Raw genomic sequence first — 23,815 nt, 5'->3', positions numbered from 1 at the left:
AGCGAATTTATTAAAATTCAAAATTTGGCGAAATTTAAAATTTCGCCAAATTCACTAACTTTCCAATCCGCTTTTGCACGCTTCTAGCGAACCGCTTTTAAAGCCTTTATAAAACCACTCTTTTCTTTGTGCGCCACTTCCGTGCGTGAAAGAATCCGGCACCACATACCCACGAGCCTTTTTTTGCAAGGTATCATCGCCTATCATCGTGGCGGCATTTAGCGCCTCTTCCAAGTCGCCATCTTCTAAAATTTTGTATTGATGATGTCCCCAAATACCCGCCAAACAATCGGCTTGAAGCTCCACTCTAACCTGAATCGCGTTTGCCCCAGCTTCGTTTGTTCTGGCCTTTAATTTATCGGCGTTAGATAAAATTCCTAGCAGGTTTTGCACATGGTGTCCCACTTCGTGCGCGATGACATAGCCTTGCGCAAAATCCCCCGCTGCGTGGTGTTTTTTCGCCAAATCAGAGAAAAAATCCGTATCCAAATAAATCCTAGTATCAGCCGGGCAGTAAAATGGTCCAACTTGCGAGCTAGCATACCCGCACCCGCTTCTTGTCGCGCCGTGGAATAAAAGCAGTCTTGGCTCAGAGTATTTCGCGCCGTATTTCGCAAAAATCGCGCCCCAAACATCTTCGGTTTGGCGCAAAACGGTAGAGACGAAATCCTTGGCTTCCTGCGCTGCTTCGTTGTTTTCAAATTTACTAGCCGCAGCTCCACCGCCAGCAGAGGTGAAATTTAGCAAATTTAGCGGATTATAACCCATAAACGCCGCTACCACACCAAGGGCTAGGACGATTCTGCCAAATTTCGTTTTTACTAAAAATTTCACCACAGGAATCAAAAGCGCGAGATTTACTCCGCCTCCGCCACCACCGCTACTAGCCCTCATATCGTCGATATTTGAGCTTTTATTTCCACCACGCCATTTCATTTTTTATCCTTCAAATTTGAATTTCTGAAATTTTATCACAAATTTTATTTCTAGCAAAATTTGCGCCCACTCTAATCATCGAGTTTGAGCTTAGGGTGCCAATACATCGACTTTGAGACCTTGCGAAATTTCACGCTCGCATTTAGGTCGTTTGAGGTCGTAAAGCTAAGCACGAGATTATCTTTTTGCGTTTTTGGCGCGCTGATTTTGTAGCGATTAGACCACGCGATTTTAAAAACCTCTTTGCTAGCTAGCGGGCTCTCATCGGCGATTAGCTCCACGCTGACATTTTCGTCGCTTCCATTTACACGCACATTTTTGATCTCGATCTCTTTTGGATACGAGGTTAGCAAGAAAAACTCGTCCTCGCGCTCGTTGCGAATCTCAGGCATTGTGGGGTTTAGATAGGTCGCCACGCCCAGGTATCTATCGCCCTCTTTAACGCTTTCGAATTTTTGCGTATATGCCATAAACTCGTTTTTGACCGGGTCGTGAGGGACTTTTTCTTTGTTAGCGCACGAGCAAATTCCTAGCGCAAACAGCCCTAAAATCAGAGTGCGCGCAAATTTTGAAATAGTTAAATTTTGCATTTTTCTTCCTTTAAATTTTGGCGTATATTATCAAATTTTGCTTTTTAAAAGGCTAAATTTGATACAATCAAGGTTTTTTAAGGGAGAGAGATGAAAAGACTAGCCATTGCGTTTTCAGGTCCGTCAAACACCGGCAAAACGACGCTAATTTGCAAGGTAGCGCAAATTTTTATCGAGCAAAATTTAAAGGTCGCTATCGTCAAACACGACCCCAAAGACAAGGCCAAATTTGACACTGAGGGCAAAGATAGCGCAAAATTTAGCGAAGTTGGCGCAGATGTGGCGGTTGTAAGCCCTACGCGCACGACATATTTTTTGAAACAAATGCGAAATTTAGACGAGATTATCGCTGGTTTTGGTGATTTTGATATTTTGATTGTGGAGGGTCTAAAAACACTGCCCCTGCCACGAATCAGCCTATTTAGGGACAAAATCGACGAGGCATATTTGCCGTTTTCGCAAGCCATTGCAACAAATCTGCCAAGAGCGCAAATGGATAAAGCTTGCCCCGTAAATTTCGACATAAACGACGCGCAAAGTATCGCAAAATGGATACTTGATAATGCTAAAAAAGTTTAAAAAGGAGAGAGTATGCAAGAAATCGTAAAGACAATAGAAAAAATCGCCGTTTTAATCAGCGAAGAGCTAAAATACGCTGATTTCGGCTACGCTAGCACGCAAAATTCCACCGGAGATACACAGCTTAAACTCGATGTGCTAAGCGATATGATAATCGAGCGCGAATTTCGCGGCGTAGAGTGCGTAAAGGCGCTAATTAGCGAAGAAAAAGAGGAAATGCTTAGCATTAATGAAAATGGCAAATTTATAGTAGCTTACGATCCGCTCGACGGATCTAGCCTAGTAGATGTAAATTTCGCCGTGGGCTCGATTTTTGCGATTTATGAGGGCGAAATTTCACCAAGCTCATTGCGCGGAGCAGTATATAGCGTGTATGGCCCTAGAATCGAGCTTTGCGTATGTTTAGGCGACACTCCGAAGCTATACAGGCTTGGCAGGGACGGCAAATTTGCCTTCGCAAAAGAGTTAGTTTTAAACGAAAAAGGCAAACTAAACGCCACGGGAGCGACGCAAAAAGGTTGGAGCGATACGCACAGAGTGCTCGTAAGAGCGCTATTTGACGAGGGTTATCGCCTCCGATACTCAGGAGCCATGGTCAGCGACCTGCACCAAATTTTGCTAAAAGGTGGCGGGCTATTTAGCTACCCAGCCACGAGCGATCACCCAGCAGGCAAGCTTCGCATGGCGTTTGAAGTGTTGCCGTTTGCCTATATCTATGAGCACGCAAATGGCGCTACTAGCGACGGAAAAAACAATTCGCTTTTAGAGCTTGAAATTTCAAAAATTCACCAAACCACACCGTGTTTTTTCGGCTCGAAATATGAAATTTCAAAAATGCACGAAATTTATCAAAGCGAAAAATAATGTCAGAAAATAACCAAGAACGCGATATTTTCGAGCAAATTTTAGACAAAAATTTAGCCATTTTGCAAGATTGCCAAGCGCAAAATGGCTTGCAAAGTTGTAGTCAGTGCGAAAAAATCCTAGACTGCCAAACGCGCGATAAGTATGTCAAGGCCGTGTTTGAGAGTATGTCCAAAGGTAGCACTGGCGATTTTGAATTTTAAATTTTAATTTCACACTAAAAATTTAAAGGAAATTGATGAACGCCTTTATAAACGGCATTTTAATGGGCTTTGGTGTGAGTGTGCCAATCGGTCCGATTAATGTTTTGATTATGTCTTATGCGCTGCAAAGCTATACAAAAGCCCTTTGCTTGGGGCTTGGCGCGATGAGTGCGGATATGCTTTATCTCGCCCTTAGCGCATTTGGGATTTCGCAACTTGCCAAAATTCCGCTTGTATTTGCGATTATTTCGGTGTTTGGGGCGTGTTTTTTGACATATATTGCCTACGGAATTTACAAAAGCGCGCGCAACACACCCGAAATCAAAAGCGTTGAGCTTGGCTCTCACGCCAAAATTTACTCAAAAGGCTTTTTTCTAAATTTGCTAAATCCTTATGTGATTATGTTTTGGCTCAGTGTCTCTGCTAGCGTAAGTAGCGAAAATTTCGCTCTCTCGTTGCTGGGACTTTTTGTAGCGATTTTATCGTGGATTACACTTTTTCCGCTTGTGATCTATAAAAACAGAGCGCGCCTGCCAGATAGCGTGGCTAGGGCGTTTGCTTACATTTCTACGGCGATTTTGGTGTTTTATGCTGCAAAACTTCTTTGGGGAGTGGTGAAAAATTTAATCGCTTAAATTTAAGCGATTAAATTTTGAAGCGATTATCTATCTGTCTTTAAAATATCGACCAAAACGCCGTCAAATTCGTCTTGTTTATACATTTTTATCTCTTTGACGACGCTAGCGTTATCGTCTGTGATGACGCGGTTATTTACCAAAGTATCCTCGATGAGTTTGAAAACAAAAGCGTGGTTGCTGATATCTGCCATTTGACTTTTAAAGCCCATAGATAGGCACACAGGGCCTTCTATGCGCACGCCACGCAAATCTTTGGCGACATACAAATTCGCGATTGTGCGAACCATTTTTTTCGCCATTTGCGCGTGTTCAGATGAGTTTATGACATCGTTTAGTCCGAAATTTTCCATTAAAAGCGGAATTTTCACCCTAGCTAGGATTCCTAATTTTTCGTCACTGCAACTTTTGCGCAAAAACGAAATTCTCACCTTGCACGGGATTTTTGTGTTTTTCTTGCGCACGGCTACTGGCGTGAAATACTGCGCACTTTTGCTCTGCGACTTAGCGGCAGCTGTTTTCGAGCCCTCGTAAATTTCTTGCAAGGTTTTATTTTTAGACGCTAGGTTAAATTTCGGCTTGCTTTTGACCGATTTTTTTGTAGCGCTTTGCAAATCCTGCTCCATGCTAGCCTCGCCAGTGATCCCAGTGCTCGCGACTGGTTTTGCTCCCTCGCGCAAAATAGATAAGAAATTTGCCTTGATTTTTTCGATTTGTTCTGGGCTTAGACTCATTTTGTCATTGAGACTCTCTACGCCAAATTGTCTTGGGAGGAAATTTATGATTTTTTTATCTCGCCCTACTATGCGCACGCGCCCTTTTACCGAGTCTTTGAGCGTATATTCGCTACCTTCGATCAACTCTTTTATCAACTCTTTTGGGGTTAATTTTTTGTTTTCACTCATTTTCAAACACCACTTTATTAAATTTATTTATAAAATCCAAAGGATTCACACTCACACCATTTATAGCAATCCCAAAGTGCAAATGCGGCCCACTCACGCGCCCGCTAGCACCGCTTAGCCCTAGCTTGTCGCCACCGCCTATTTTATCACCTACTTTTACCAAAATTTTACTTAAATGATAATACTGCGAATACACGCCAGCACCATGATCTATCACCACAGAACCACCAGCGTAATATCTGTCCTTTGCTATCACAACCACGCCCTCGCCCACGCTATGCACATCTGTGCCCATAGCAGCGCGGTAATCCGTGCCTGAGTGGTAGCTTTTCAGCTCGCCATTAAAGGTGCGCGCATTGCCAAATGCGGATGTAATTTTAGCATTTGAAGGTAATAAAAAAGGTTTTTGTAATAAAATTTTTGGCGTAGTTTTAGCGTAAATTTTGTTTGCTTCGGCTAGTTCGCGCTCTATGCGAGCTTTGGCCTCTTTTGGCGGTTTTACCTTAGACGGAGCGACAGAAAATGCCTCGCTTTTGTAATCGCCTTTGATTAAATTTATAATCTCGGTTGTGGTTTTGCCATCTTGGGTGATTTTGAGTTTAATATCGTTTTTGGCTCTGTAATTTGCAGCGATAATTGCAATTTTTTCATCACTACCCAGTGAATTTACGAGGGGAATTTTTTTACCATTTGCTAAAATTTCACTCGTGTTTTTGTTAAATTTCAAAACAATTGCTTCACCATTTACTATCGATAAAGCAAAAATTTTAACTGCGCATAATGCTAAAATCGCCAAAATTTTCATTATTTTCCCAAAAATTTGTTATTTTTCATCAATTTTTTGTTAAAAATTAGCTAAAAAAAATGAAATTGCTGTTATAATAACTAAATTTCTATTTTAAAAGGATTAAACATATGAAAAAATTTTTATTAATTGCTTCATTTGTAGTTTCTAGTTTTTTGCACGCTGATGTCGTAGCAAATCAAGAAGTCATCGCAGCGACTAATGTTATGAGATCATTTGGCGCATCTAGCGGTTTCCATGTAGATCAAAAATATCTACAAGGCGCAAAAGCAGTAGCGATCCTAACAGATGTCAAACGCCTAGCAGCTGGCGCTTCTATCCAATACGGCGATGGAATTTTTAGCGTAAAAAATGCTGATGGCACATGGAGTGCTCCGATTTTCATCAAATACAAAGGCTTTGGTGTAGGTATCCAAGCAGGATACGAGACAAGCGATGTTGTGCTACTTTTCCACACAACTAAATCTTACCAAGATGTATTCACAGGTGCTGATACACTAGAAGTAAGCGCTGGTGCAGCATTTGGCGGACACGGTGCGAAAGCTGGTCGCGCTACTGATTTACCTGATATTTCAGCATGGATTGCAACCCCAGGTGAGCAAACAGGCTTGTATGCTGGCGTAACAATCGATAGCGGTCGTATCACAATCGATGATCAACTAACAAACGATTATTATGAGAGAATTTACGCTTACGAGGATATTTTAAACGATTCACCACGCAATACAGAACACACTAAAAACCTAAAAAATGTTCTTTATAAATACCTAACAATGGGCAATGTCCGCTCAGCTAAAAATGTAGGCGCAAATTATGAGTTTGCAAAAATAGAGAAAAAATACGCTGATGGCAAACCAATCGTTTCTGACCGCCCTTACAAAAAAGGCGCAAAAGCAAGCAAAACTCAAACAAAAAAATAATTTCTCAAATTTAGGCTCTCGCTGAGGGAGCCTAAAATCCATTAAATTTATCTATGAAATTTCACTCTCAATAACAAATCATTTAAATTTAATCAAATTTTCGAAAATTCTGCCAAATTTAACCTATTTTTTATATATATATGAATAAAATACAAGTTCGTGTCTCGTTAGCTCAGTTGGTAGAGCATCTGACTCTTAATCAGAGGGCCGCAGGTTCGAAGCCTGCACGGGACACCACTATACATATAACATCAATTCCGTTTATTTTAATTTTAATTCCGAAAATCCCAAAACAAGGGAACTGAACTTCATTTTTATTTATTTTTAACATAATTTTTTTATAATTTATTTAATTTTATATGGTAAGTTGTAAAGTAAGTTTAAAATTTGATAAGTAAGTTTTGATACATTTTTACAAATTCTACGAACAAAGGACTTCACAATGCCAAGAAAAGCAGAAGCGTATTTAACAGATAAAATGATTAGAGAGTTGCAACCAAGCGATAAAGCGTATTATAAAAAAGTCGGTGAGCCATCGCAACTTTATATTCGCATTAACCCTAATGGCGAAAAGAGATTTTTTCTTTGGTGTGTTGAAAGTGGCAAGAAAAAGCAGTTAAAGTTGGGCAAATATGAAAAAGGCTTATACGGCGTAGAACAAGCACGAAAAGAGGCAAGAGATAAACTTGCAAAGCTAATTAGTGGTAAAACAATCATTGAGCTAAAAACTAATAATTACGATAAATATACCTATGAAAAATATTTAGAGAAATTTCTAAATGTCAAACGAGCAAAAAACATATCAAAGGATACAATCAAACGCATAGAAAATCGCCATAAAAGATGGGTTACACCAAGTCTAGGTAACATTGATATTAGAGAGATAGAAAAACACCCTATGATGCTAAAACAAATCACAGATAAAATGAACGAAGAAGGCATAGGCGATAATAAAAATAGGCTATGCCGTGAGTTAAATGCTATATTCGATATAGGGATTTTAGAACGAGTTATTAGCTATAATCCAGCCTACAAACTACAAGAGCAATATGCAAAACAAAAAGAAACACATTATGCTGCGCTCATAGAGGAAAGCGATATAAAAGAGTTTTTAAGCGATTTAAAGGCGTGGAAGCCCAACAATACATTTCATTGCAAACACGCCATTTATCTGCAAATGCTTTGCGCTAATCGCCCTAAAAATACAGCACAAGCAAAATGGGCTGATATAGATTTGGAAAATGGAATTTGGACTATACCAGGCGAAGAAATGAAAACAGATATTGATGAACACATTGTCGCCTTATCTAGCTATGCTATCAAAATTCTAAAAAAGCAAAAATTATTAAGTGGAAATTTCGAGTATGTATTCCCTAGTATAAACGAAAAGGGGGAGCTAACCCATATTACAACCAATGGATTAAGAATAGCTATCATCAATCTAGGGGGCAAAAGAAAATGGTTTAAAAGAACTACTTCACACGGATTTAGAAGCACATTTGACACTATTTGTGAGTTAAATTCAGCCGAATTGATAACAATGGGCTTACCATATCAAGCACCAGAAGTTGCCTTATCTCACAAAGAGAAAAACCAAATCAAAAATGCCTATGTGCGAAAAAGAGCGCAAATAGAGCATTTAAAGAAGCTTATGCAATGGTATGGCGACTACCTAAATTCCATAGAGCCATTAGGGATATAATTTTCTTTTACAGAATAAATTCATTAAAAAGTAGTATAATAGCCATACTTTATCAATGAAAAGGATTACAAATGGCAAATGTCAGCATTAAGGTCAATGACCAAGACAAGAAAGAAGTAGAGAAAATTTTTAGCGAGTTAGGACTTACGATTAGTTCGGCTACAAATGCGTTTTTTAAGCAAGTTATACTTTATAACGGCATACCCTTTAAACTGCGAACCAAGAGAAAATCTAGCACGATTTCGCATATACCAAATGATGAAGCTTAAAAAGTATTGACAGCTCTATAATAGGGCTTTTTCTTTTATAGATACACTCTTATTAAATATTTATTAATTTTAAGGGTATATCATTAGGAAAATTCTTTTGTCAAAAAATCCAAGCTCTAACCCTTAATAGAGAGAAAGGGAGGGGAGAACTATATATTTTTAAAAAAATATCAAAAAAATAATGCGTTGTTTTAAATTCTTAAAATCAAAAAAATACAATCGGTAAATCAAAACTGCGAAGCAGTTTTGAACTTTTACCAAATTTAACTTGGGGCTTTGCCCCAAACCCCATCAGTAAAAGGAAAAAATCACTCAAATTTCGCTTTGAAACAAATTTTCGATATTTCATACCACCTAACACTTTAAAACGCTTAAAACGCAAATTTGGCGTGTTTTGCCAAAAAAGTGCAAAAGTTAAAATATTTTAGATATAATCACAAAAAATTCAAAAGGAAAACAATGCAAACTTTGACTATCAGAGCCAGTGAAAGCAAAATGAAACAAATCATAAAATTAATTCAATCACTAAATATTGATTTTAAGTTAGACAATGCAGAACCTAGCGAATTTGATGAAAAAATGCAAAATTATAAATCCGATTTAAAAGCCTATAAAAACGGCATTTTAAAGACTTCAACGCTTGGTAGCGGTTGGAAATATATCAAATGCGAATAATACAATCAGAGCGTTTTGTAGATGAGTTAAATCAAATTTCCGACTTCATCGCACAAGATAGTATCAGTAAAGCCATAGAATTTCAGACCGAACTTCTGCAAAATTTGCAAATCATAGCCCAACAGCCTTTTGCTTTTAGAAAATCTGTAAGTTTCGATGATGATAAAGCAAGGGATTTTATCTATAAAAAATATGTCATACCATATTTCGTTAATGATACCGAAATATTGCTTCTAGGCATTTACAAATCAAATTTATGGAAAGCAACGAACTAAACTTTAAGCCTTAAATTTCATTTTTCTTTTATAGGATAAAAAAATCTTATTAAAAAGAAATTAAAAATAATTTATGTTAAAATAATCGAAAATTAAGGACAACGCAATGATAAACGAAAAAGACAAAAAAATCATAGATAAATTTTTAAAAGAGCAAAATTTCGATTTTGATAAATATGATGATTTTATCGAATATATCCAAGCTAGGGGTATGCTAAATCAAGATAAAAAATGGGTAGATAGAATTGTATTTACAATGCAAAATTTAAAAAAATTGTATTTTGAATATGTAAATCCAGTTAAAAAAATATCCAAAAAGCTAGGTATGAATTATAAAGAACTTGCAGAACAAATAGGCTATACGGAAGCTGGAATTAGAAACGCAGTTTCAAAGGATAAAATAAGCGAACAATTAAAAAGAACATTAGAATTATTGCTAGAAAATTATGAGTTAAAGGAAAGAGAGAAAGAAAGAGAATATGAAATTGAAAAATTAAAGATATTTTTACTAGATTTTGTTAAAAAAATATAGATAATAAAAAATATTATAATAAAAAACGATTTTTTATTTGACATTTTATTAAAAAAAATCTATAATTATCCAAATTTAAAAAAGAAAGGATAATTATGGAAACTAACACCTCGCAAAACGACTGGCTTACCCCACAACAACTACAAGAGCAGTATCACATAAGCGTAAAGCATCAATGCAAGTTGCGTATGCGCATAAACTACGAACCCGAAAACGCAAAACATATTCCGCCTATCCCTTTTACAAGAGTAGGAAATCGAGTGTTATACAACAAAGCAAAAATTGATGAGTGGCTTTTGAAACTAGACACACAAAAGACAGGTCTTCGCAAAGGAAAATAAAATGAAAGATAAAACAACCCAACCCCCACAGAGCGTGGGGGAAAATTGTAAAAATAAAGCAAAGGAAATTATAGCTGAATTTTCGAATTCTGTAAATATAGATGAGCTAAAAAATAAAAAAGTAGAGTGGTTGATACCAAATTTTATACCCAAAAAAACCATAATCAATATTTATGGCAAACCAGGAACTGGCAAAAGTATTCTTGCGCTTTATCTGTGTAAATTTTTGCTAGATAACGACAAGGTTAAAGAAATTTATTATCTCGATGCCGATAATACAGAGATAGTCTATGCAGATAGAAAGACATATGAGATTATGCAAAATCATCTACAAAAATTTCATTTACAAATTTTCGAAAATCAAGCCGATAAAAAATCGAAATATGATTTCGTGAAAGATTTCGCACAAAGAGCCGATGATTTATCAGATACCTTGCTAGTCTTTGATAGCATTAGAGATTTTATGAATATCAATATGCAATCAGATAAAGAGGTAAATGATTTTTTATCAAATTTAAAAACATTAAGAGCCAAAAATGCCACTATTATTTTTTTACACCACCAACCCAAACAATACGGAGATGAAAATAACAAAATCGCAAAAGGCTCAACTGGTTTTACTGAAACGCCAGACGCTTCTTATTTTTTAGATAACAAAACCGATGAGTATGAAATCGGTAAAAATAAAATTATTTTTACGCTCGAACCACAAAAACCAAGATATAAAATCAAGTCTTATGCTTTTATCATAGATACACAAACTCACTCGGTAGAAATTTCGGATTTTCTCCTTTATGGATTAAATCAAAAAGAAAGACACACTCTTGCAATTGCAAGAGAAGTCATCAAAAAAGGTAGAATTCAACAATCGCTTCTTGCAAAGAAAATTAACGCAATCGCAAGTGAAAATCAAGTAGAAATTTTAGGGCTTAATAGCTTGTGGAATTTACTTGCTAAATACAACGGAATTTACTTTAAAATCGAAAAAGAAAATAACAATGGCTGCATTATCAAAAGTTATTATAGTCCATTGTAAATTTAATCACAAATCTAAGGCGAAAGAGCTAGTAAAAACTCTTTCCCTTTACTGATGAATTTTTGCCAACTGAAATTCACCGATTGAAAAAAGATTTATCAGTAAAGGGAAATAGATATTGTATTTCAAATGTGAAATGTATCTATTTCTAAGTTATTTAAAAATAATAATAATGCAGGATTACGCCTTTTTAATCCGATTTGTTAAACAGATTTATCCATTTTGTTTAACAACAAAATGGAAAATGTTTAACAATCTAATCCGAAATGTTAAACACATTTATCCGTTTTGTTTAACAACAAAACTCCTAAATGTTTTACATTAATCGGATTAAAAGGCAGTGTCTGCGACGCTCTTGTTTGAGAAAAATGATAGAAAGGATAATGAAAAAAATGGGTAAAAAAACATTTAAAGGTGTGAGAATTGATGATACGCTTTTGGAACAAATAAACGAAAAAATCCAAAACACAAATCAGACATTTTCCGATATAGTTAATGTTGCATTATTTAAATTTATTGATAAAAAATCTGACAAAAATTCCGAAAAAATACAGCCAATGTCTATGGCAAAAGATAGTGTCGAAATTCGATTTTTTATACCACAGCAAGAATATAAATTTTTACAAAATCAAGCAGAAAAAAATGGTTTTTCATCAGCAACCAAAGAGATAAAATTTCTACTTCTAAATTTCATTTATGGCAATGAAAAAGTATTCAACAACATAGAGATGAAAGAGCTGACAAAAGCAACAAATGATTTAAATATTTTAGGTCGCAACATAAGCGAAATTATAAGATATTTAAGAACACACAACCCATTTAATTTGAATATAAATTACAATGGATTAGAGAGATTACTTACAGACATAAACACTCAAATCAAAACCATCAATGATTTGGTTACAGATTACCGAGCGAAGTTGAGAGATAAATTCTAAAAAGGCAAAATAATGCGCAAGAAAAAAGTATTTGATGATGAGTGGAAAGCCAAAAAGGTTTGGACTGCATTAGACAAAAAGTCTAAAAGCTCATACGCATATAAAAACAAGCTAGGTAAATACAAAAATCGAACAATAACACAAAGCAGCAAACCTAGCTTTTTGCAAGAGCCACAAAAAGAAGTTGTGGTTAAAATCACAGGTTCGAATACAACCCTCAATGGATTAAGGGCTCATCTTAACTATATTTCACGCCACGGCGAAGAGATAATGACAAGCGATTTTGAAGTATTTGGCAAAGGCGAATTGAAAAAAGCAACCGATAGTTTCAACAAATATTATGAAATCCCTACACAAAACGACCTTGAAAAAAACAATCAAAAAGAAAAAAGAGAAGCCTTGCATATCGTATTTTCGATGAAAGATGCTCAGTATGCACCACCAAGTAAAATCAAAGCAAGTGCGATGAAAACTATAAGCGAAATGTATCCAAATAACCACTATGCCGTTGCAGTGCATACAAATACAGACAATCCACATTGCCATTTGGTATTAAAAGTCAAAGATATATGGGGCGATAGAATAAATCCCCACAACGCAGATTTGCAAAAAATGAGAGAGAAATTTGCCGAAAATTTAAGAGATTTGGGCGTAGAAGCAGTAGCCACAAAGAAAAAAGGCAAAGTTATCGAAAATTACTATTACGATACCACAAAACACAAACCACACCATTATGAAGTTGTGGATTTCGGAAAAGCTCCGTATAAATTTAACCAAGACAACCAAGAGAGCTTTTTTGTGCGTTATCGCACAAGCAAAGGCAAAGAGATTGACATTTGGGCTGATGATTTAGAGCGAGTTATAGAACAAAACAATATCCAAAAGGGCGAATATGTGCGATTTGCAATCGTAGATGAAACTCCAAAAACTATAAGAAAATTCGACAAACGAAAAAATCAATACATAGAAAAGACATTTTATAAAAAGACTTGGGACGCTTCAATTGAAAACAGAGCCGAAAAGGTGCTAAATCCACTCAAACATTTTACGCCAAATGATTATAAGATTATAGACGCACCTGAAATTTCACCACAAAATGAAATTTCAAAACCTAATAACGAGCAATTAGTGGCTGAAATTTCAACGCAAAACAAAAAAACGATAAAAGACACCCAAAGCGTTAAAACGCAAGAAAACGCAAAAGAAACGCCTTTAAATGACCAAGAAAAAATCAACCAAGAAAAAGAAAACGGAGAATACACACACTTCAAAGAGAGAGAAAACAGAAAGAGTGGTCAAAGCAAATATATTTTCTTTACCCCAACACAGCATAAAAACTATGTAGCAAACCAACCAAAGAACTTTGATGATACTAGAAAGCTAACAGAGCTATTAAGCACAGAAAAAGCAGAAGTCTTGGGAGCATTAGACTTACACAAAGAAATGATGGAAGTTGCTAAAAAAATGGGTAAAAAGAAAGAGCCACCAAACAAAAGTCGTGGATTTAGTAGAGTGTAAAAACATTTTTTCCCTTTTACAAGAAAATTCTTTGGGGAGAAGCCCCAAATATCTGTAAAAGAGAAATAAAAACAAATTTAAAATTAAGAAAGGAGGAACTCAACAAAACAACTACAACTAAAAAACCGATACAGATAGAATTAGTGGTAGTGGCATTGAATATTAAAATATAATTTGTATTAACTTACCTTATTTTATATTAAAATAAGGTAAGTTATGTTATACTACAATTCATTTTATAAAAGAAAGGATAAAAAATGTTAAGCAAAGAACAATTAGAAATGTTTGAAAAGGCTAGTGCCCATATGACAAAAATGGAAAACGACCCTGAATATTGCAAAGAAATCGAAAAAGAACTTTATAAAGGTGCTCCAAGCTGGTTATTAAATAGAATTAAAAAAAGAATTTCTGAAAGCGAAAAAAAAGATGAAAAAAAGAAGCACTAAATTCATTTGAAGATTTTTTAAAAGATGAAAATTTGCTTGATGAAGTTGATTTTGTGGCAGTCAAAAGAGTTTTGGCATATCAGATCCAAGCCAAAATGAAAGCCAAAAAAATCACAAAAACAAGAAATGACAACAGATGGTAGGGACGCCCACACCCCCTACAATCAAGCCCAAAGTCTTGACGGACGACTGGTTCAAAAGAACATTTCATCTGTTGCCGATACCGAAATTATACCACAAATACTTCCTTGACTTTGCAAACTTTGCAAAGTGCGACTAGTGTTTTAGGGAAAAAATTAAGCATAGAGATTAGATAATAAAGAAATAGTTTATGGAATTGTGTGTTCTAATGCAAGTTTATGGCTAAATTTTAGCTATTAGGTAAAATATAAAAGCAATAACACATTAAAATATTGATTTTATCGGTATTTTATAAGTATATTATCGAGTTCGCCAGGGACACCACCTAATATATTTTCTGCTTTCTTTTTCATTATAATTAATCCACAAAGCCCAAAATAGCGATATAAAATTGCTATTTATTCTATTATTGTCAAGTGTCTAGCAAAAATGCCTATGTGCAAAAAGAGCGCAAATAGAGCATTAAAGAAGCTTATGCAATGGTATGGAGATTATCTAAATTCCATAGAGCCGTTAGGTATATAAAACTTTAAAAATAATATATATATTTTAAAAAGGTTTTTTGTTTTTATTTTTCACCTTTTTGCTTTTTCATTATCTCATTATAAACTCTTTGAACATTTTCATTGTTTGTTGCATTTGCCCAATTCTCAAAATCTTTCAAAGTTTCAAATGGTGCTATTTTGCTAAATTGTGCTTCGCTTACTTTATTTTGCGTTAAATATTCCGTCCAAGCATAATACTCGCCTTTTTTCACAAAATCTTCGTGGTCTTGCATAAAAACAAAATCCATAAAAACATAGATAAATTCGTGTAATACAGAACGCAAAAGTCGCACGACATATTTAAATATTTTTATATATAAAAACATCATAACCATTAAACCTAATCCGACTACAAAAATTTCGTGGAAAAATAAATCTAATAAAAATATCCACACAGATGATATTTCAAAATTTGTTTTAGCTAAACACTTATAAAATTCATTAAAAATTAAATAGAGAACAAAAATAATAGGAACATAGATAGCTAAACGCTCTTCTGCTTTATTTTTAAACTCTAAATAATCATAATCAATCAAAATAGAAATCGGAAGCAACCATAAAATTAAACTAATTAGCCACATAGTAAATCCTTTATGAATTCTATCTACAAAAAAATATACTTAAATTAAAGTTTTTTAACTTTCTGAACTATTTGTCTTTCTAGCTCATTTCGTTCCAACATCAAAAGATTATATTCTTTTACTAACTTATAATATTTTCTGTTTCTTATAAACATAATCACAAAAACAACCAAAAGAATACAAGCGATTATTATGTAGTATTTCACATCTACTGGCATTGTTTCTATGTAGCTTTTAACACTCTCAAAAGTTATATTGTTATCCATTGATTTTGCTCCATTTAATTTTTTAATTTCAGCTAATAGAAAATATACTTAAAAATCTATTTCTTTGCTCTTACTACTAATTTTTTTACCAATTTTTAGCTTTTTCGCTACCATTTGAGCTTCTGATAGAACACTCGCAACACTCACTTGATTGTTTTCTGCTTTTTCTTTTAATTGTTCTTTTGTTAATTTGCCTTTTTCGTATGCCAAATTCAACGCATAATCTAAAATTTTTTCTTTTCTTTCTTTAATGATTATTTTTAAACAATCTTTATGCAAATTAGAAATATATGGTGTGTTGTCAATAATCGAATTTATTTTTGCTAAATCTATCTTTGGTGTAATTCTCTGTAAAGCTTTTAAACAATCCATATTGTTAGTATTTGTTAAAAAATGATATGGTCGAATTTTGACATTATTTTCTTTTATGGCAGAATTTGGAAATGTATATATTCGCATTTCTAATTCTTTGGGATTTGTTAATATTGCAGACATCATTTTTTCATCGGCTTGTGGAAATAAACAAGAACCACAATCGTAAATAGGTGCGATTTTATGTTCTCCTGTTTTTTCATTAATCAAAAATCCCCAATTTCCATTGTGCCTATCAAAGTTACCTAATAAACTATCGGCAATAAACATATTCCAAAAAAAATCTTTTAATTCTTGTTTATCTATTTGAAAAATTTCTTGGCTTTCAATAGTGATTAAAATATCTTTTAATTCTGTTCCATACCCATTATTTACGCTATCTATTATTGTATTTTTTAAACTTGCAAAATCATATAATTTATAATCTATTTCGGTAAAATCTTTACAAGCTACTACAATTTTATCTTTATATTTACCTAACATTGTATCTTGCGAATTAAGCCCCAATGTTTTAAAAATTTTACAACTAATATCTTCGCTGAAACAACTATTTGTATAAGATAATTCTGTTGTATCTTTTCCTTGTGGCGGAAATTTTAGTAAATAATTTTCATTGTTATATATAATTCCGATTTTTGAACCATTACCCCCATTGAATACTCTCACATTTCTCTTACAAGTTGTAAAATCAATCTCATTACACATTTTAAATTCCTAAATATTTTTTTCTTAAATAATCTGCAATTTCTTTTGAAATTTCATATCCATATTGAGCCGAATTTATAGATCCATATAATTCACCCCAATAAAGGTCTAAATGTAATTTATCGTTTGCTTCTATACAAGCTTTATAAGCTTGTATATCTTGCTGTAAATATAACGGCAAAGTCCTTTCGTCTAAAATCAAATCATCGTTATCATGTAACATTTTATTTTACTCCATTTTATTATTTTTATTTATAGCAAAAATATCTTCATGCATTACATTGGCGTTTAAATAGCTCTTTATTTTACCTGATTTATATGCTTTCATTGTGGCTTCATTTTCCTTTAAAATTTTAGCTTCGAATTCTTTTGTGTAGCCGTTAGAGGTTTTTGGCGAATTGATTTTTTCAATTTTAAAATTCAATTCAGGGTATGTTTTTAAAAATGCCTTCAAAGCATTAAAAATACTTTGATTGCCGTTTTGTATCAGAAGTGTGATTTGCATCGTTTATTCTTTTTGTAAGCTCTCTAAATAAAGCTCCATAGCTTCCCTAATATTGCTTAATGCTTCTTCGTAGGTATTGCCCTGCGATACGCAACCTTGAAGTTGTGGAACATAAGCAAAATAGCCGTATTCATCTTTTTCAATAATTGCTTGTAAAATCATAGCCTATATCCTTTCATTTGTATTTTTATGAATATCTTCGACAAGCAGTTTTCGCAAATATGTCGGTCGTGTCAAAAAATGTGTATGGCACATTTTATCCAAATATTCTATTTCATTTGGTTGCAAATAAACGCTGACTTGGATTGTTTTGCGTTTATACTTTTTTGCCTCTTTTTCAGTCGTTTTATCAGCATTTTCGGAAGTATTTGTTGCGACTACTTCTTCGGCTATATTGTTTTGCATCGCCTTATCCTTTTATTAAATTTAAAATTTTTGATTTCACTAAAAACTTTTTATATTAATCTACTACAACCAATTCATTATTTGCTTTTATTGATTAATGCTATTTTTATAAATCAAATTCTTTAAATATTTTATAATTAATTATATTAAGTAAATATAAAATATCGTAATTTAATATGGAGGCGACTAATTGCAAGGAAAACTCAACAAATTTAGATTTAGAGATTTTTGGTTATTGCTTTTTCTTAAACTTCATTTAGCCAAGAATTTGAGCTAAAATCAATTCTCTTTATTTTGCTTACTAACTGAATTTTTCTCATATTCCAACTCTTCTTGTTCTGCAATTTCTTTTTCAAGCTCATCTAATAATTCATCAGGTGCGCCACGATAAAGTTCTTTTTCGATTTTCTTGCGATACTCTGGGTCATTTTCCATTTTTGTCATATGGATACTAACCTTTTCAAACATTTCTAATTGTTCTTTGCTTAACATTTTTAATCCTTTCAAATAAAATTTCTATATCAACTCAATTTCGGAGCTGACACTATTATCAGCTCCATTTTCATTTAGTAGTGAAACGCCCTCGCTTCGATTTCGCTCATCGGATACACTGCTTGTGGCATTGTTAGATACTCCTTGTATATACTCAACCCCATCGCTTTGAATATCTCCAAGTCCGTGTTCCCCATTTCTCTCATCGTTTTGGCTTGTGGAAGTGTTAGAATTTCCATCTCCCTGAGTTCCTGCCATTGTAGAGCTTGTGCTAGTTTCTCCGATAGGCTCTGACTGAAATATGGATTTCTCGCTTGTAGGTCTTGTAGCATACCCATCGTTTTGAGTTGCATCGCCCAATTCCATAGTATTCCCACTCGATACACCCATCTGCCCAGCTCTCCCACTTGCGGAAGTGAAGTGTCCCTCGTTAGTTCCACTATCTCTATCGGTAGTATCTCCCTGAGTTCGGCTTCCTGCCTGACCCATATCCCCTCCAAAGCTGTTTCCAGTCCCAGCATACATTGTGGTTTGAGATGATGAGCCATTATATAATTTATTCTGTGTCGTGCTATATACTTGCCTATCTCCACTTTCGCTTTCAAAATCCGTTGTTCCGTTAATTGTTCCTGTGGCAGGTTGTTCAATTCCTCCTGAACTTCCAACACTTTTTTCAGTATCAGTTCGGGTATCCACTCCTCCTCGATTTCATTGTCCTCCAATGGTATTGCCGTTAGTAATGGTTTGTTCATCATCTCCAAAAACAGCCCCTTTGTCAATATCGGAAGTATTTTGTGATTTTGTGGATATTGTATGAACTCCCAAATCTGTGTCGTTATCTCTTCCGTATTCAGTGGAGTTAATTCTTCCGTGTTCGGATTGATTATTTGAAACATCGTGTTCTCCTTGTTTTAAATTTTTGCCTATTATAATCAAATAAACTAAATATTAACTTAATATAAAATCTATTAAGTTAATATAAACTAAATTATTTTAATATTACCACTTTTTTAACTATTACTTTACGATTGTCTTTTATATTTTTTAGAACTCTTAAATGATATTTTATTTTTAGATAAAGTTTAGAGCAAAACCCCCAAATCGGTAATAAAGAAAAATATTCTAAAATAACGCAAAATTTAATAAAGGCAAGCAATGATAAACGAAAAAGACAAAAAAATCATAGATAAATTTTTAAAAGAGCAAAATTTCGATTTTGATAAATATGATGATTTTATCGAATATATCCAAGCTAGGGGTATGCTAAATCAAGATAAAAAATGGGTAGATAGAATTGTATTTACAATGCAAAATTTAAAAAAATTGTATTTTGAATATGTAAATCCAGTTAAAAAAATATCCAAAAAGCTAGGTATGAATTATAAAGAACTTGCAGAACAAATAGGCTATACGGAAGCTGGAATTAGAAACGCAGTTTCAAAGGATAAAATAAGCGAACAATTAAAAAGAACATTAGAATTATTGCTAGAAAATAAATTGAAAAAATTAGATGAGAAAGATTTATTATACCGTTCTCCAAACTTCGAGTCATACTCGCCACAGAAAGCTTTTACAGGTATCACATCTTCAACCAACAAGAACGGCAATACCGAAATTATACCACAAGAACTTCAAAAAGGCAATTGCTGGTGAAGCCGTCCGCTCTCTTCACACTCAAAGTCAAGCTTTGATGGGCGGTAATGAAGTTAATTCATTTGGTGCAAATGCACTTTCAGCAACTGCCGATACCGAAATTATACCACAAGAACTTCAAAAAGGTAATCCAAAAAATAGACTTATGATAAATATTTACGGCTCTGCTGGTGTTGGCAAAACAACATTTGCCAAAAAATTACAAGATTTTATTGTTGAATATCAAAAAGAAAATTTGAAATACAATAAATTAGAGCCACAATTCAATCCTGCATTAGTTGGCGAATATGCAACTATGCTAATAAATGATAGCAAATTTGATGAGCTTGGAAAAGAAATTGCAGAAGCAGAAGCGGAATTAAAAGATGAAAATTTGCTTGATGAAGTTGATTTTGTAGCAGTTAAGAGAATTTTGGCTTATCAACTCAAAGAAGAAATGAAAGCCAAAAAATCACAAAAACAAAAATGGCAGTAAATAGAATTTAGGATATAACAGCCCTATTCTAAAACGCAACTATATTTTAAGTTTTCTCTTTCCTTAAACCATTTTTTTCATATACGCACACGCACACAGACATACCACTACGCACAAAGCCCCATTTTAATGGGCTTCATACGATTTTAAAGGCATTAAAATCGTGAGGTGCTGAAACTCCCATTTTAAGGGCTTTCCTACGATTTTAATCCATTTTAAAACCGTAAAGGCTAAAAAAGACTAAAATTCCCATTTTAAGGGGCTTCATACGATTTTAAAGGCATTAAAAATCGTAGCAATATCGCTAAAATTGTATTTTTAAGTTTTAATTAAGCAAAAACTACTAAAAATTTGCATTTAAGGTTTCTATACTTTTTATTCGAAACTTAAACAAAATTTTATTCTGTAAAAGGAAAAATATGCTACACTTCTCCATTTTAAAATTTACATATTTTCTAATAATTTTCATAGTTATAGTAAGTAATAAGGTAAGTTTATAAAAATATAAAATAATAAAATCCCTATTTTATGGATATTCAAAGGTATAATTCGAAGCCTGCACGGGACACCACCAAATTTTCCTTTGAGCTTTATTTCGTTTCCGATAAAATACAAAAATTTCAATTTTATAGTTGTAATCGTTTTTTGGGTCAGTATTTTGGTAAATACAAAATTTAAAACATAACGAAAATTCCATAAATTTTGGATTTTGCACATAAAATAAATATCGCAAAAGCAAAAATCAAACAAAAATTTAAAAAGGCAAGCAATGAATAGAATTTTTATCACAGGCGATACACACGGCGGCTGGCGCGGGTTTAGCGGCGAAATGGCGCGATTTAAAAAGTTCGAAAAATTCGAAAGTGCGCTTTGCAAAGATGATTTTTTAATCATCGCTGGGGATTTTGGCTTTGTTTGGAATATGTTTCAAAGCGACGCGCGCGAGGAGCAGTGGCTAAAATACTTCAATGAGCGTAAATTTACCACGCTTTTCATCGACGGCAACCATGAAAATTTCGACCGATTAAACGCCTATGAAATCAGCGAATTTGCTGGCGGTAAAGTGCATAAAATTTCGCAAAGCGTGTATCATTTAATGAGGGGGCAAGTCTATGAGATCGCAGGGCGCAAAATTTTCACCATGGGTGGCGCGCTTAGTATCGACCGAGATAGACGAGAGCTTGGCTTTTCGTGGTGGGAGGGCGAAATGATAAGCCAGGCCGATATCTGCGAAGCGAACGCAAACCTCGCAAAACACGGCTTTAATGTCGATATCATCATCACGCACACCTGCCCCAGATTTGTCATACCGCGCGTGATAAAACTATCAATGGCGGCGAAAATTGATGATGTAAATTCGAAAATTTTGCAGGATTTTTACGACAAAACCCAGTTCAAAAAGTGGTATTTTGGGCATTTTCACGAGGATTTTAAAATTGACGATAAATTTCGGGTGATTTATCAAGAAATCGAAGAAATTCGGCTTTAAATTTAAAAAAAACTTAAATTAATAAAATTTTGTAATTTTTTTATGTTCTAGCACCTTTTTGCGATAAATTATATCTTTTTTTTTTTTAAGAATTTTTATTATTTCGCTTAAATTTTTAAGTAACTTTTTATTTAATAAATTTTAAAATCCATTTACATTTTTTTAAAGGAGAGGAAAATGAAAGTTAAGTTTTTATTACTTAGTTCAGTAGTTGTTGCTAGCTCAGTATTCGCAGCTGACGATTTGGCAAAACTTGCAAAAGATAGTGGCTTACAAGCACTACCTAAAACTGCTGCTGAAATCGCAAAACTTGCAGAGAGTGCAGCACCAGATGCAAAAGATTTCCCAACAACCGACAAAAGAGTTGAACTTGGTAAAAAATTATATTTTGACCCAAGAATTTCAAGAAGTGGAATCATCAGCTGTAATACCTGCCACAACCTAGCAATCGGCGGAACTGACGGCGTTCCAGCTTCAACAGGTCACAAATGGACTCCAAACCCACACCATATCAATGCGCCTACAACACTAAACTCAGTGTTCAACTCAGCGCAATTCTGGGATGGTCGTGCAGCTCACCTAGCTGAGCAAGCAGCAGGTCCAGCAACAGCTGCTCCTGAAATGGCTGCAACTCCTGAGAGCGTAGAAAAACTACTTAACTCAATCCCTGGCTATGTTAAAGAATTCCAAGATGCTTATGGCAAAGATACAAAAATCACTTTCGATCTATTCGCTACAACAGTAGGAATTTTCGAAAGAACACTTGTAACTCCATCAAGATATGATGAGTTCTTAAACGGCGACTCAAAAGCCCTAACTGACGCCGAAAAAGAGGGTCTAAAAACATTTATCGATAAAGGTTGTGTATCTTGCCACAATGGAATCAACCTAGGCGGCACAATGCAACCGTTCGAAGTAGCAGGCAAATACGAATTCGCTAATGTTGGCGATTTCAAAGGCGATGCTAACGGTATGGTTAAAGCACCAGTTCTAAGAAATATTGTTGATACAGCTCCATATTTCCACAATGGCGCAATCTGGTCACTAAAAGACGCTGTTAAAGCAATGGGTAGCGTTCAACTTGGTATCGAAATCAGCGATGATGAAGCAAACAAAATCGTTACTTTCTTCAACGCTCTAAGCGGAAAACTACCTGATGCAGCTCTAAAATACCCAGTATTGCCAGCTAGAACAGATGCTACTCCAAAACCAGAGTTAGATTACTAAGGTTTTATAAAATTCTCGTCGGACACACAAAGCTTGCCAAATTTGGCAAGCTTTTTTTATGCTCAAATTTTCTCACTAAATTTCACAGCTAAATTTCACTTGCTAAATTTTACTTGCTAAATTTCACAGCTAAATTCATGGCGAAATTTCACTCGCTCTCGTAAATCATTTCGGTGCCATTAAATTCAGCAAGTGCGCGCGGGAATAGATACTCACCACGAAAAAACGGCGCGTCAATATAGGTGTAAGCGGGGGCGAAATTTGGATAAATTTGCGCGATTTCATGCTCGATTAGCGTGGTGCAATATAAATTTGGCTCAGTCGATTTTGCCAAAACAAACTCCTCACCCACGCGCAAATTTAGCGAATTTATCAAATTTCGCTTCTCTTGTGCGCTTAAAAAATTTATCCTTGCTACGCCAAATTTACGCGCACGATATACAAACTCATCTAGCGAGCTTATCACGACGCTGTTTTGAGCGTATCGCTCATCGCTGATTGCGTGCAGGATTCGCGTCGGCGCAGTATCTATCACTACCCCCACATGCGAATACTTCCACTCGCTCATTTGCGCGATTAGCGCGCTATCAAACTCATCGCCTAGGCGAAAAACCAGATCGCCGGGCGCTAAATTTGGCAAATTTGTTAAATTTTGCAAATTTAGGGTTTGAAATTTTAAATTTTTGTCTTGGAAAAATTGCGGTAAATTTTGGCGGATTTGCGGGATTTGCACCGCCAAAAAAAGCGCAAATCCCAAAAAAATAAAAAGCGAAATTTTAAATTTCATAAA

At 34.6% G+C, this 23,815-nt stretch carries 33 protein-coding genes and 1 tRNA gene; 20 read left to right on the top strand and 14 right to left on the bottom strand.

Annotation, left to right across the window (positions count from 1 at the left end):
- Positions 1-54 precede the first annotated feature (54 nt).
- Both ypfJ and PF027_RS02055 read right to left on the bottom strand, forming a co-directional pair.
- Positions 55-936, bottom strand: a complete 882-nt coding sequence (gene ypfJ, locus PF027_RS02060) for a KPN_02809 family neutral zinc metallopeptidase (protein WP_270868723.1) — start codon at positions 934-936, stop codon at positions 55-57.
- A 71-nt stretch (positions 937-1,007) separates the two neighbouring features.
- Positions 1,008-1,526 (bottom strand): hypothetical protein, encoded by a 519-nt coding sequence (locus PF027_RS02055; RefSeq protein WP_270877318.1) that lies wholly within the window; start codon positions 1,524-1,526, stop codon positions 1,008-1,010.
- 90 nt (positions 1,527-1,616) lie between these two features.
- Here PF027_RS02055 and mobB point away from each other — a divergent pair, with 90 nt between their 5' ends.
- The 4 genes from mobB to PF027_RS02035 are packed head-to-tail and all read left to right on the top strand — an operon-like array spanning position 1,617 to position 3,807.
- Positions 1,617-2,105, top strand: coding sequence for a molybdopterin-guanine dinucleotide biosynthesis protein B (mobB, locus tag PF027_RS02050; RefSeq protein WP_270877317.1), 489 nt, complete (start codon positions 1,617-1,619; stop codon positions 2,103-2,105).
- 12 nt (positions 2,106-2,117) lie between these two features.
- Positions 2,118-2,969 carry a class 1 fructose-bisphosphatase gene (locus PF027_RS02045; protein ID WP_270877316.1) on the top strand — a complete coding sequence of 284 codons (852 nt, stop codon included), beginning with the start codon at positions 2,118-2,120 and terminating at the stop codon, positions 2,967-2,969.
- The gene (locus PF027_RS02040; protein WP_270858212.1) at positions 2,969-3,172 is read left to right on the top strand and encodes a hypothetical protein; all 204 of its coding nucleotides are present in this window, start codon (positions 2,969-2,971) and stop codon (positions 3,170-3,172) included. The genes PF027_RS02045 and PF027_RS02040 overlap by 1 nt, the downstream gene beginning before the upstream one ends.
- Before the next feature lie 35 nt (positions 3,173-3,207).
- Positions 3,208-3,807 (top strand): LysE family translocator, encoded by a 600-nt coding sequence (locus PF027_RS02035; protein ID WP_270872271.1) that lies wholly within the window; start codon positions 3,208-3,210, stop codon positions 3,805-3,807.
- 26 nt (positions 3,808-3,833) lie between these two features.
- On the opposite strand, the gene PF027_RS02030 is transcribed toward PF027_RS02035, so the two are convergent.
- Positions 3,834-4,712, bottom strand: coding sequence for a hypothetical protein (locus PF027_RS02030; protein WP_270872270.1), 879 nt, complete (start codon positions 4,710-4,712; stop codon positions 3,834-3,836).
- The gene (locus PF027_RS02025) at positions 4,705-5,517 is read right to left on the bottom strand and encodes a M23 family metallopeptidase (RefSeq protein ID WP_270865123.1); all 813 of its coding nucleotides are present in this window, start codon (positions 5,515-5,517) and stop codon (positions 4,705-4,707) included. Before PF027_RS02025 ends, PF027_RS02030 begins: the two co-directional genes overlap by 8 nt.
- Positions 5,518-5,627: 110 nt before the next feature.
- Here PF027_RS02025 and PF027_RS02020 point away from each other — a divergent pair, with 110 nt between their 5' ends.
- From PF027_RS02020 to PF027_RS01965, 12 genes are all read left to right on the top strand, one after another.
- Positions 5,628-6,437 carry a lipid-binding SYLF domain-containing protein gene (locus PF027_RS02020; RefSeq protein WP_270862005.1) on the top strand — a complete coding sequence of 270 codons (810 nt, stop codon included), beginning with the start codon at positions 5,628-5,630 and terminating at the stop codon, positions 6,435-6,437.
- Between the two features lie 161 nt (positions 6,438-6,598).
- Positions 6,599-6,674 (top strand) — tRNA-Lys (locus PF027_RS02015).
- A gap of 205 nt (positions 6,675-6,879) precedes the next feature.
- A complete protein-coding gene (locus PF027_RS02010; RefSeq protein ID WP_270872269.1) occupies positions 6,880-8,139 on the top strand; it encodes a tyrosine-type recombinase/integrase in 1,260 nt (419 codons plus the stop codon).
- A 71-nt stretch (positions 8,140-8,210) separates the two neighbouring features.
- Entirely contained in the window at positions 8,211-8,408 is a 198-nt protein-coding gene (locus PF027_RS02005) for a type II toxin-antitoxin system RelB/DinJ family antitoxin (RefSeq protein ID WP_270872268.1), read from the top strand.
- Positions 8,409-8,867: 459 nt separating this feature from the next.
- Entirely contained in the window at positions 8,868-9,083 is a 216-nt protein-coding gene (locus PF027_RS02000; RefSeq protein ID WP_270872267.1) for a hypothetical protein, read from the top strand.
- Positions 9,074-9,358, top strand: coding sequence for a type II toxin-antitoxin system RelE/ParE family toxin (locus PF027_RS01995; protein WP_270872266.1), 285 nt, complete (start codon positions 9,074-9,076; stop codon positions 9,356-9,358). Before PF027_RS02000 ends, PF027_RS01995 begins: the two co-directional genes overlap by 10 nt.
- A 106-nt stretch (positions 9,359-9,464) precedes the next feature.
- A complete protein-coding gene (locus tag PF027_RS01990) occupies positions 9,465-9,890 on the top strand; it encodes a hypothetical protein (RefSeq protein ID WP_270872265.1) in 426 nt (141 codons plus the stop codon).
- Positions 9,891-9,985: 95 nt separating this feature from the next.
- A complete protein-coding gene (locus PF027_RS01985; protein WP_270872264.1) occupies positions 9,986-10,231 on the top strand; it encodes a hypothetical protein in 246 nt (81 codons plus the stop codon).
- A gap of 1 nt (position 10,232) precedes the next feature.
- Positions 10,233-11,267 (top strand): AAA family ATPase, encoded by a 1,035-nt coding sequence (locus PF027_RS01980; RefSeq protein WP_270872263.1) that lies wholly within the window; start codon positions 10,233-10,235, stop codon positions 11,265-11,267.
- Between the two features lie 383 nt (positions 11,268-11,650).
- Positions 11,651-12,205, top strand: coding sequence for a hypothetical protein (locus tag PF027_RS01975; RefSeq protein WP_270877315.1), 555 nt, complete (start codon positions 11,651-11,653; stop codon positions 12,203-12,205).
- Positions 12,206-12,217: 12 nt separating this feature from the next.
- Positions 12,218-13,723 carry a MobP1 family relaxase gene (gene mobP1, locus PF027_RS01970; protein WP_270872261.1) on the top strand — a complete coding sequence of 502 codons (1,506 nt, stop codon included), beginning with the start codon at positions 12,218-12,220 and terminating at the stop codon, positions 13,721-13,723.
- 257 nt (positions 13,724-13,980) lie between these two features.
- Entirely contained in the window at positions 13,981-14,169 is a 189-nt protein-coding gene (locus PF027_RS01965) for a hypothetical protein (protein ID WP_270872260.1), read from the top strand.
- A gap of 709 nt (positions 14,170-14,878) precedes the next feature.
- Here the strand turns inward: PF027_RS01965 and PF027_RS01960 are convergent.
- From PF027_RS01960 to PF027_RS01920, 9 genes are all read right to left on the bottom strand, one after another.
- On the bottom strand, positions 14,879-15,436 hold the full coding sequence (locus PF027_RS01960) for a hypothetical protein (RefSeq protein ID WP_270872259.1): 558 nt from the start codon (positions 15,434-15,436) through the stop codon (positions 14,879-14,881).
- Positions 15,437-15,480: 44 nt separating this feature from the next.
- Positions 15,481-15,702, bottom strand: coding sequence for a hypothetical protein (locus tag PF027_RS01955; RefSeq protein ID WP_270872258.1), 222 nt, complete (start codon positions 15,700-15,702; stop codon positions 15,481-15,483).
- Between the two features lie 48 nt (positions 15,703-15,750).
- Positions 15,751-16,779, bottom strand: a complete 1,029-nt coding sequence (locus tag PF027_RS01950; protein ID WP_270872257.1) for a HipA domain-containing protein — start codon at positions 16,777-16,779, stop codon at positions 15,751-15,753.
- 1 nt (position 16,780) lies between these two features.
- Positions 16,781-17,002, bottom strand: coding sequence for a hypothetical protein (locus tag PF027_RS01945; protein ID WP_270872256.1), 222 nt, complete (start codon positions 17,000-17,002; stop codon positions 16,781-16,783).
- Between the two features lie 6 nt (positions 17,003-17,008).
- Complete coding sequence (locus PF027_RS01940) at positions 17,009-17,284, bottom strand: hypothetical protein (protein WP_270872255.1); 276 nt, start codon at positions 17,282-17,284, stop codon at positions 17,009-17,011.
- 3 nt (positions 17,285-17,287) lie between these two features.
- The gene (locus tag PF027_RS01935) at positions 17,288-17,446 is read right to left on the bottom strand and encodes a type II toxin-antitoxin system HicB family antitoxin (RefSeq protein ID WP_270872254.1); all 159 of its coding nucleotides are present in this window, start codon (positions 17,444-17,446) and stop codon (positions 17,288-17,290) included.
- 3 nt (positions 17,447-17,449) lie between these two features.
- On the bottom strand, positions 17,450-17,689 hold the full coding sequence (locus PF027_RS01930; protein ID WP_270872253.1) for a P-loop NTPase fold protein: 240 nt from the start codon (positions 17,687-17,689) through the stop codon (positions 17,450-17,452).
- 279 nt (positions 17,690-17,968) lie between these two features.
- A complete protein-coding gene (locus PF027_RS01925; protein WP_270872252.1) occupies positions 17,969-18,181 on the bottom strand; it encodes a hypothetical protein in 213 nt (70 codons plus the stop codon).
- Positions 18,182-18,255: 74 nt separating this feature from the next.
- A complete protein-coding gene (locus PF027_RS01920) occupies positions 18,256-19,077 on the bottom strand; it encodes a hypothetical protein (RefSeq protein WP_270877314.1) in 822 nt (273 codons plus the stop codon).
- Between the two features lie 259 nt (positions 19,078-19,336).
- Here PF027_RS01920 and PF027_RS01915 point away from each other — a divergent pair, with 259 nt between their 5' ends.
- The 4 genes from PF027_RS01915 to PF027_RS01900 all read left to right on the top strand — a co-directional run bounded on the left by PF027_RS01915 (position 19,337) and on the right by PF027_RS01900 (position 23,025).
- Positions 19,337-19,834: a hypothetical protein gene (locus PF027_RS01915; protein WP_270872250.1), complete on the top strand. Its 498-nt coding sequence runs from the start codon at positions 19,337-19,339 to the stop codon at positions 19,832-19,834.
- Positions 19,835-19,871: 37 nt separating this feature from the next.
- Positions 19,872-20,309, top strand: a complete 438-nt coding sequence (locus PF027_RS01910) for an ATP-binding protein (protein ID WP_270873555.1) — start codon at positions 19,872-19,874, stop codon at positions 20,307-20,309.
- Between the two features lie 769 nt (positions 20,310-21,078).
- On the top strand, positions 21,079-21,798 hold the full coding sequence (locus tag PF027_RS01905) for a metallophosphoesterase family protein (RefSeq protein ID WP_270872248.1): 720 nt from the start codon (positions 21,079-21,081) through the stop codon (positions 21,796-21,798).
- A 177-nt stretch (positions 21,799-21,975) separates the two neighbouring features.
- Positions 21,976-23,025: a cytochrome-c peroxidase gene (locus PF027_RS01900; RefSeq protein ID WP_270858218.1), complete on the top strand. Its 1,050-nt coding sequence runs from the start codon at positions 21,976-21,978 to the stop codon at positions 23,023-23,025.
- A 148-nt stretch (positions 23,026-23,173) separates the two neighbouring features.
- Here the strand turns inward: PF027_RS01900 and PF027_RS01895 are convergent, their stop codons facing one another.
- Entirely contained in the window at positions 23,174-23,812 is a 639-nt protein-coding gene (locus PF027_RS01895; protein WP_270872247.1) for a YiiX/YebB-like N1pC/P60 family cysteine hydrolase, read from the bottom strand.
- Positions 23,813-23,815: the final 3 nt, after the last annotated feature.

The organism is Campylobacter sp. VBCF_01 NA2 (assembly GCF_027797205.1).
Lineage (GTDB): Bacteria > Campylobacterota > Campylobacteria > Campylobacterales > Campylobacteraceae > Campylobacter_B.
This window is presented reverse-complemented; position numbering and strand designations above follow the sequence as displayed.

Bases quoted from the DNA above. Each gene is read 5' to 3' on its own strand.
- ypfJ (WP_270868723.1), bottom strand. From the start codon at position 936: ATGAAATGGCGTGGTGGAAATAAAAGCTCAAATATCGACGATATGAGG.
- PF027_RS02055 (WP_270877318.1), bottom strand. From the start codon at position 1,526: ATGCAAAATTTAACTATTTCAAAATTTGCGCGCACTCTGATTTTAGGG.
- mobB (WP_270877317.1), top strand. From the start codon at position 1,617: ATGAAAAGACTAGCCATTGCGTTTTCAGGTCCGTCAAACACCGGCAAA.
- PF027_RS02045 (WP_270877316.1), top strand. From the start codon at position 2,118: ATGCAAGAAATCGTAAAGACAATAGAAAAAATCGCCGTTTTAATCAGC.
- PF027_RS02040 (WP_270858212.1), top strand. From the start codon at position 2,969: ATGTCAGAAAATAACCAAGAACGCGATATTTTCGAGCAAATTTTAGAC.
- PF027_RS02035 (WP_270872271.1), top strand. From the start codon at position 3,208: ATGAACGCCTTTATAAACGGCATTTTAATGGGCTTTGGTGTGAGTGTG.
- PF027_RS02030 (WP_270872270.1), bottom strand. From the start codon at position 4,712: ATGAGTGAAAACAAAAAATTAACCCCAAAAGAGTTGATAAAAGAGTTG.
- PF027_RS02025 (WP_270865123.1), bottom strand. From the start codon at position 5,517: ATGAAAATTTTGGCGATTTTAGCATTATGCGCAGTTAAAATTTTTGCT.
- PF027_RS02020 (WP_270862005.1), top strand. From the start codon at position 5,628: ATGAAAAAATTTTTATTAATTGCTTCATTTGTAGTTTCTAGTTTTTTG.
- PF027_RS02010 (WP_270872269.1), top strand. From the start codon at position 6,880: ATGCCAAGAAAAGCAGAAGCGTATTTAACAGATAAAATGATTAGAGAG.
- PF027_RS02005 (WP_270872268.1), top strand. From the start codon at position 8,211: ATGGCAAATGTCAGCATTAAGGTCAATGACCAAGACAAGAAAGAAGTA.
- PF027_RS02000 (WP_270872267.1), top strand. From the start codon at position 8,868: ATGCAAACTTTGACTATCAGAGCCAGTGAAAGCAAAATGAAACAAATC.
- PF027_RS01995 (WP_270872266.1), top strand. From the start codon at position 9,074: ATGCGAATAATACAATCAGAGCGTTTTGTAGATGAGTTAAATCAAATT.
- PF027_RS01990 (WP_270872265.1), top strand. From the start codon at position 9,465: ATGATAAACGAAAAAGACAAAAAAATCATAGATAAATTTTTAAAAGAG.
- PF027_RS01985 (WP_270872264.1), top strand. From the start codon at position 9,986: ATGGAAACTAACACCTCGCAAAACGACTGGCTTACCCCACAACAACTA.
- PF027_RS01980 (WP_270872263.1), top strand. From the start codon at position 10,233: ATGAAAGATAAAACAACCCAACCCCCACAGAGCGTGGGGGAAAATTGT.
- PF027_RS01975 (WP_270877315.1), top strand. From the start codon at position 11,651: ATGAAAAAAATGGGTAAAAAAACATTTAAAGGTGTGAGAATTGATGAT.
- mobP1 (WP_270872261.1), top strand. From the start codon at position 12,218: ATGCGCAAGAAAAAAGTATTTGATGATGAGTGGAAAGCCAAAAAGGTT.
- PF027_RS01965 (WP_270872260.1), top strand. From the start codon at position 13,981: ATGTTAAGCAAAGAACAATTAGAAATGTTTGAAAAGGCTAGTGCCCAT.
- PF027_RS01960 (WP_270872259.1), bottom strand. From the start codon at position 15,436: ATGTGGCTAATTAGTTTAATTTTATGGTTGCTTCCGATTTCTATTTTG.
- PF027_RS01955 (WP_270872258.1), bottom strand. From the start codon at position 15,702: ATGGATAACAATATAACTTTTGAGAGTGTTAAAAGCTACATAGAAACA.
- PF027_RS01950 (WP_270872257.1), bottom strand. From the start codon at position 16,779: ATGTGTAATGAGATTGATTTTACAACTTGTAAGAGAAATGTGAGAGTA.
- PF027_RS01945 (WP_270872256.1), bottom strand. From the start codon at position 17,002: ATGTTACATGATAACGATGATTTGATTTTAGACGAAAGGACTTTGCCG.
- PF027_RS01940 (WP_270872255.1), bottom strand. From the start codon at position 17,284: ATGCAAATCACACTTCTGATACAAAACGGCAATCAAAGTATTTTTAAT.
- PF027_RS01935 (WP_270872254.1), bottom strand. From the start codon at position 17,446: ATGATTTTACAAGCAATTATTGAAAAAGATGAATACGGCTATTTTGCT.
- PF027_RS01930 (WP_270872253.1), bottom strand. From the start codon at position 17,689: ATGCAAAACAATATAGCCGAAGAAGTAGTCGCAACAAATACTTCCGAA.
- PF027_RS01925 (WP_270872252.1), bottom strand. From the start codon at position 18,181: ATGTTAAGCAAAGAACAATTAGAAATGTTTGAAAAGGTTAGTATCCAT.
- PF027_RS01920 (WP_270877314.1), bottom strand. From the start codon at position 19,077: ATGTTTCAAATAATCAATCCGAACACGGAAGAATTAACTCCACTGAAT.
- PF027_RS01915 (WP_270872250.1), top strand. From the start codon at position 19,337: ATGATAAACGAAAAAGACAAAAAAATCATAGATAAATTTTTAAAAGAG.
- PF027_RS01910 (WP_270873555.1), top strand. From the start codon at position 19,872: ATGGGCGGTAATGAAGTTAATTCATTTGGTGCAAATGCACTTTCAGCA.
- PF027_RS01905 (WP_270872248.1), top strand. From the start codon at position 21,079: ATGAATAGAATTTTTATCACAGGCGATACACACGGCGGCTGGCGCGGG.
- PF027_RS01900 (WP_270858218.1), top strand. From the start codon at position 21,976: ATGAAAGTTAAGTTTTTATTACTTAGTTCAGTAGTTGTTGCTAGCTCA.
- PF027_RS01895 (WP_270872247.1), bottom strand. From the start codon at position 23,812: ATGAAATTTAAAATTTCGCTTTTTATTTTTTTGGGATTTGCGCTTTTT.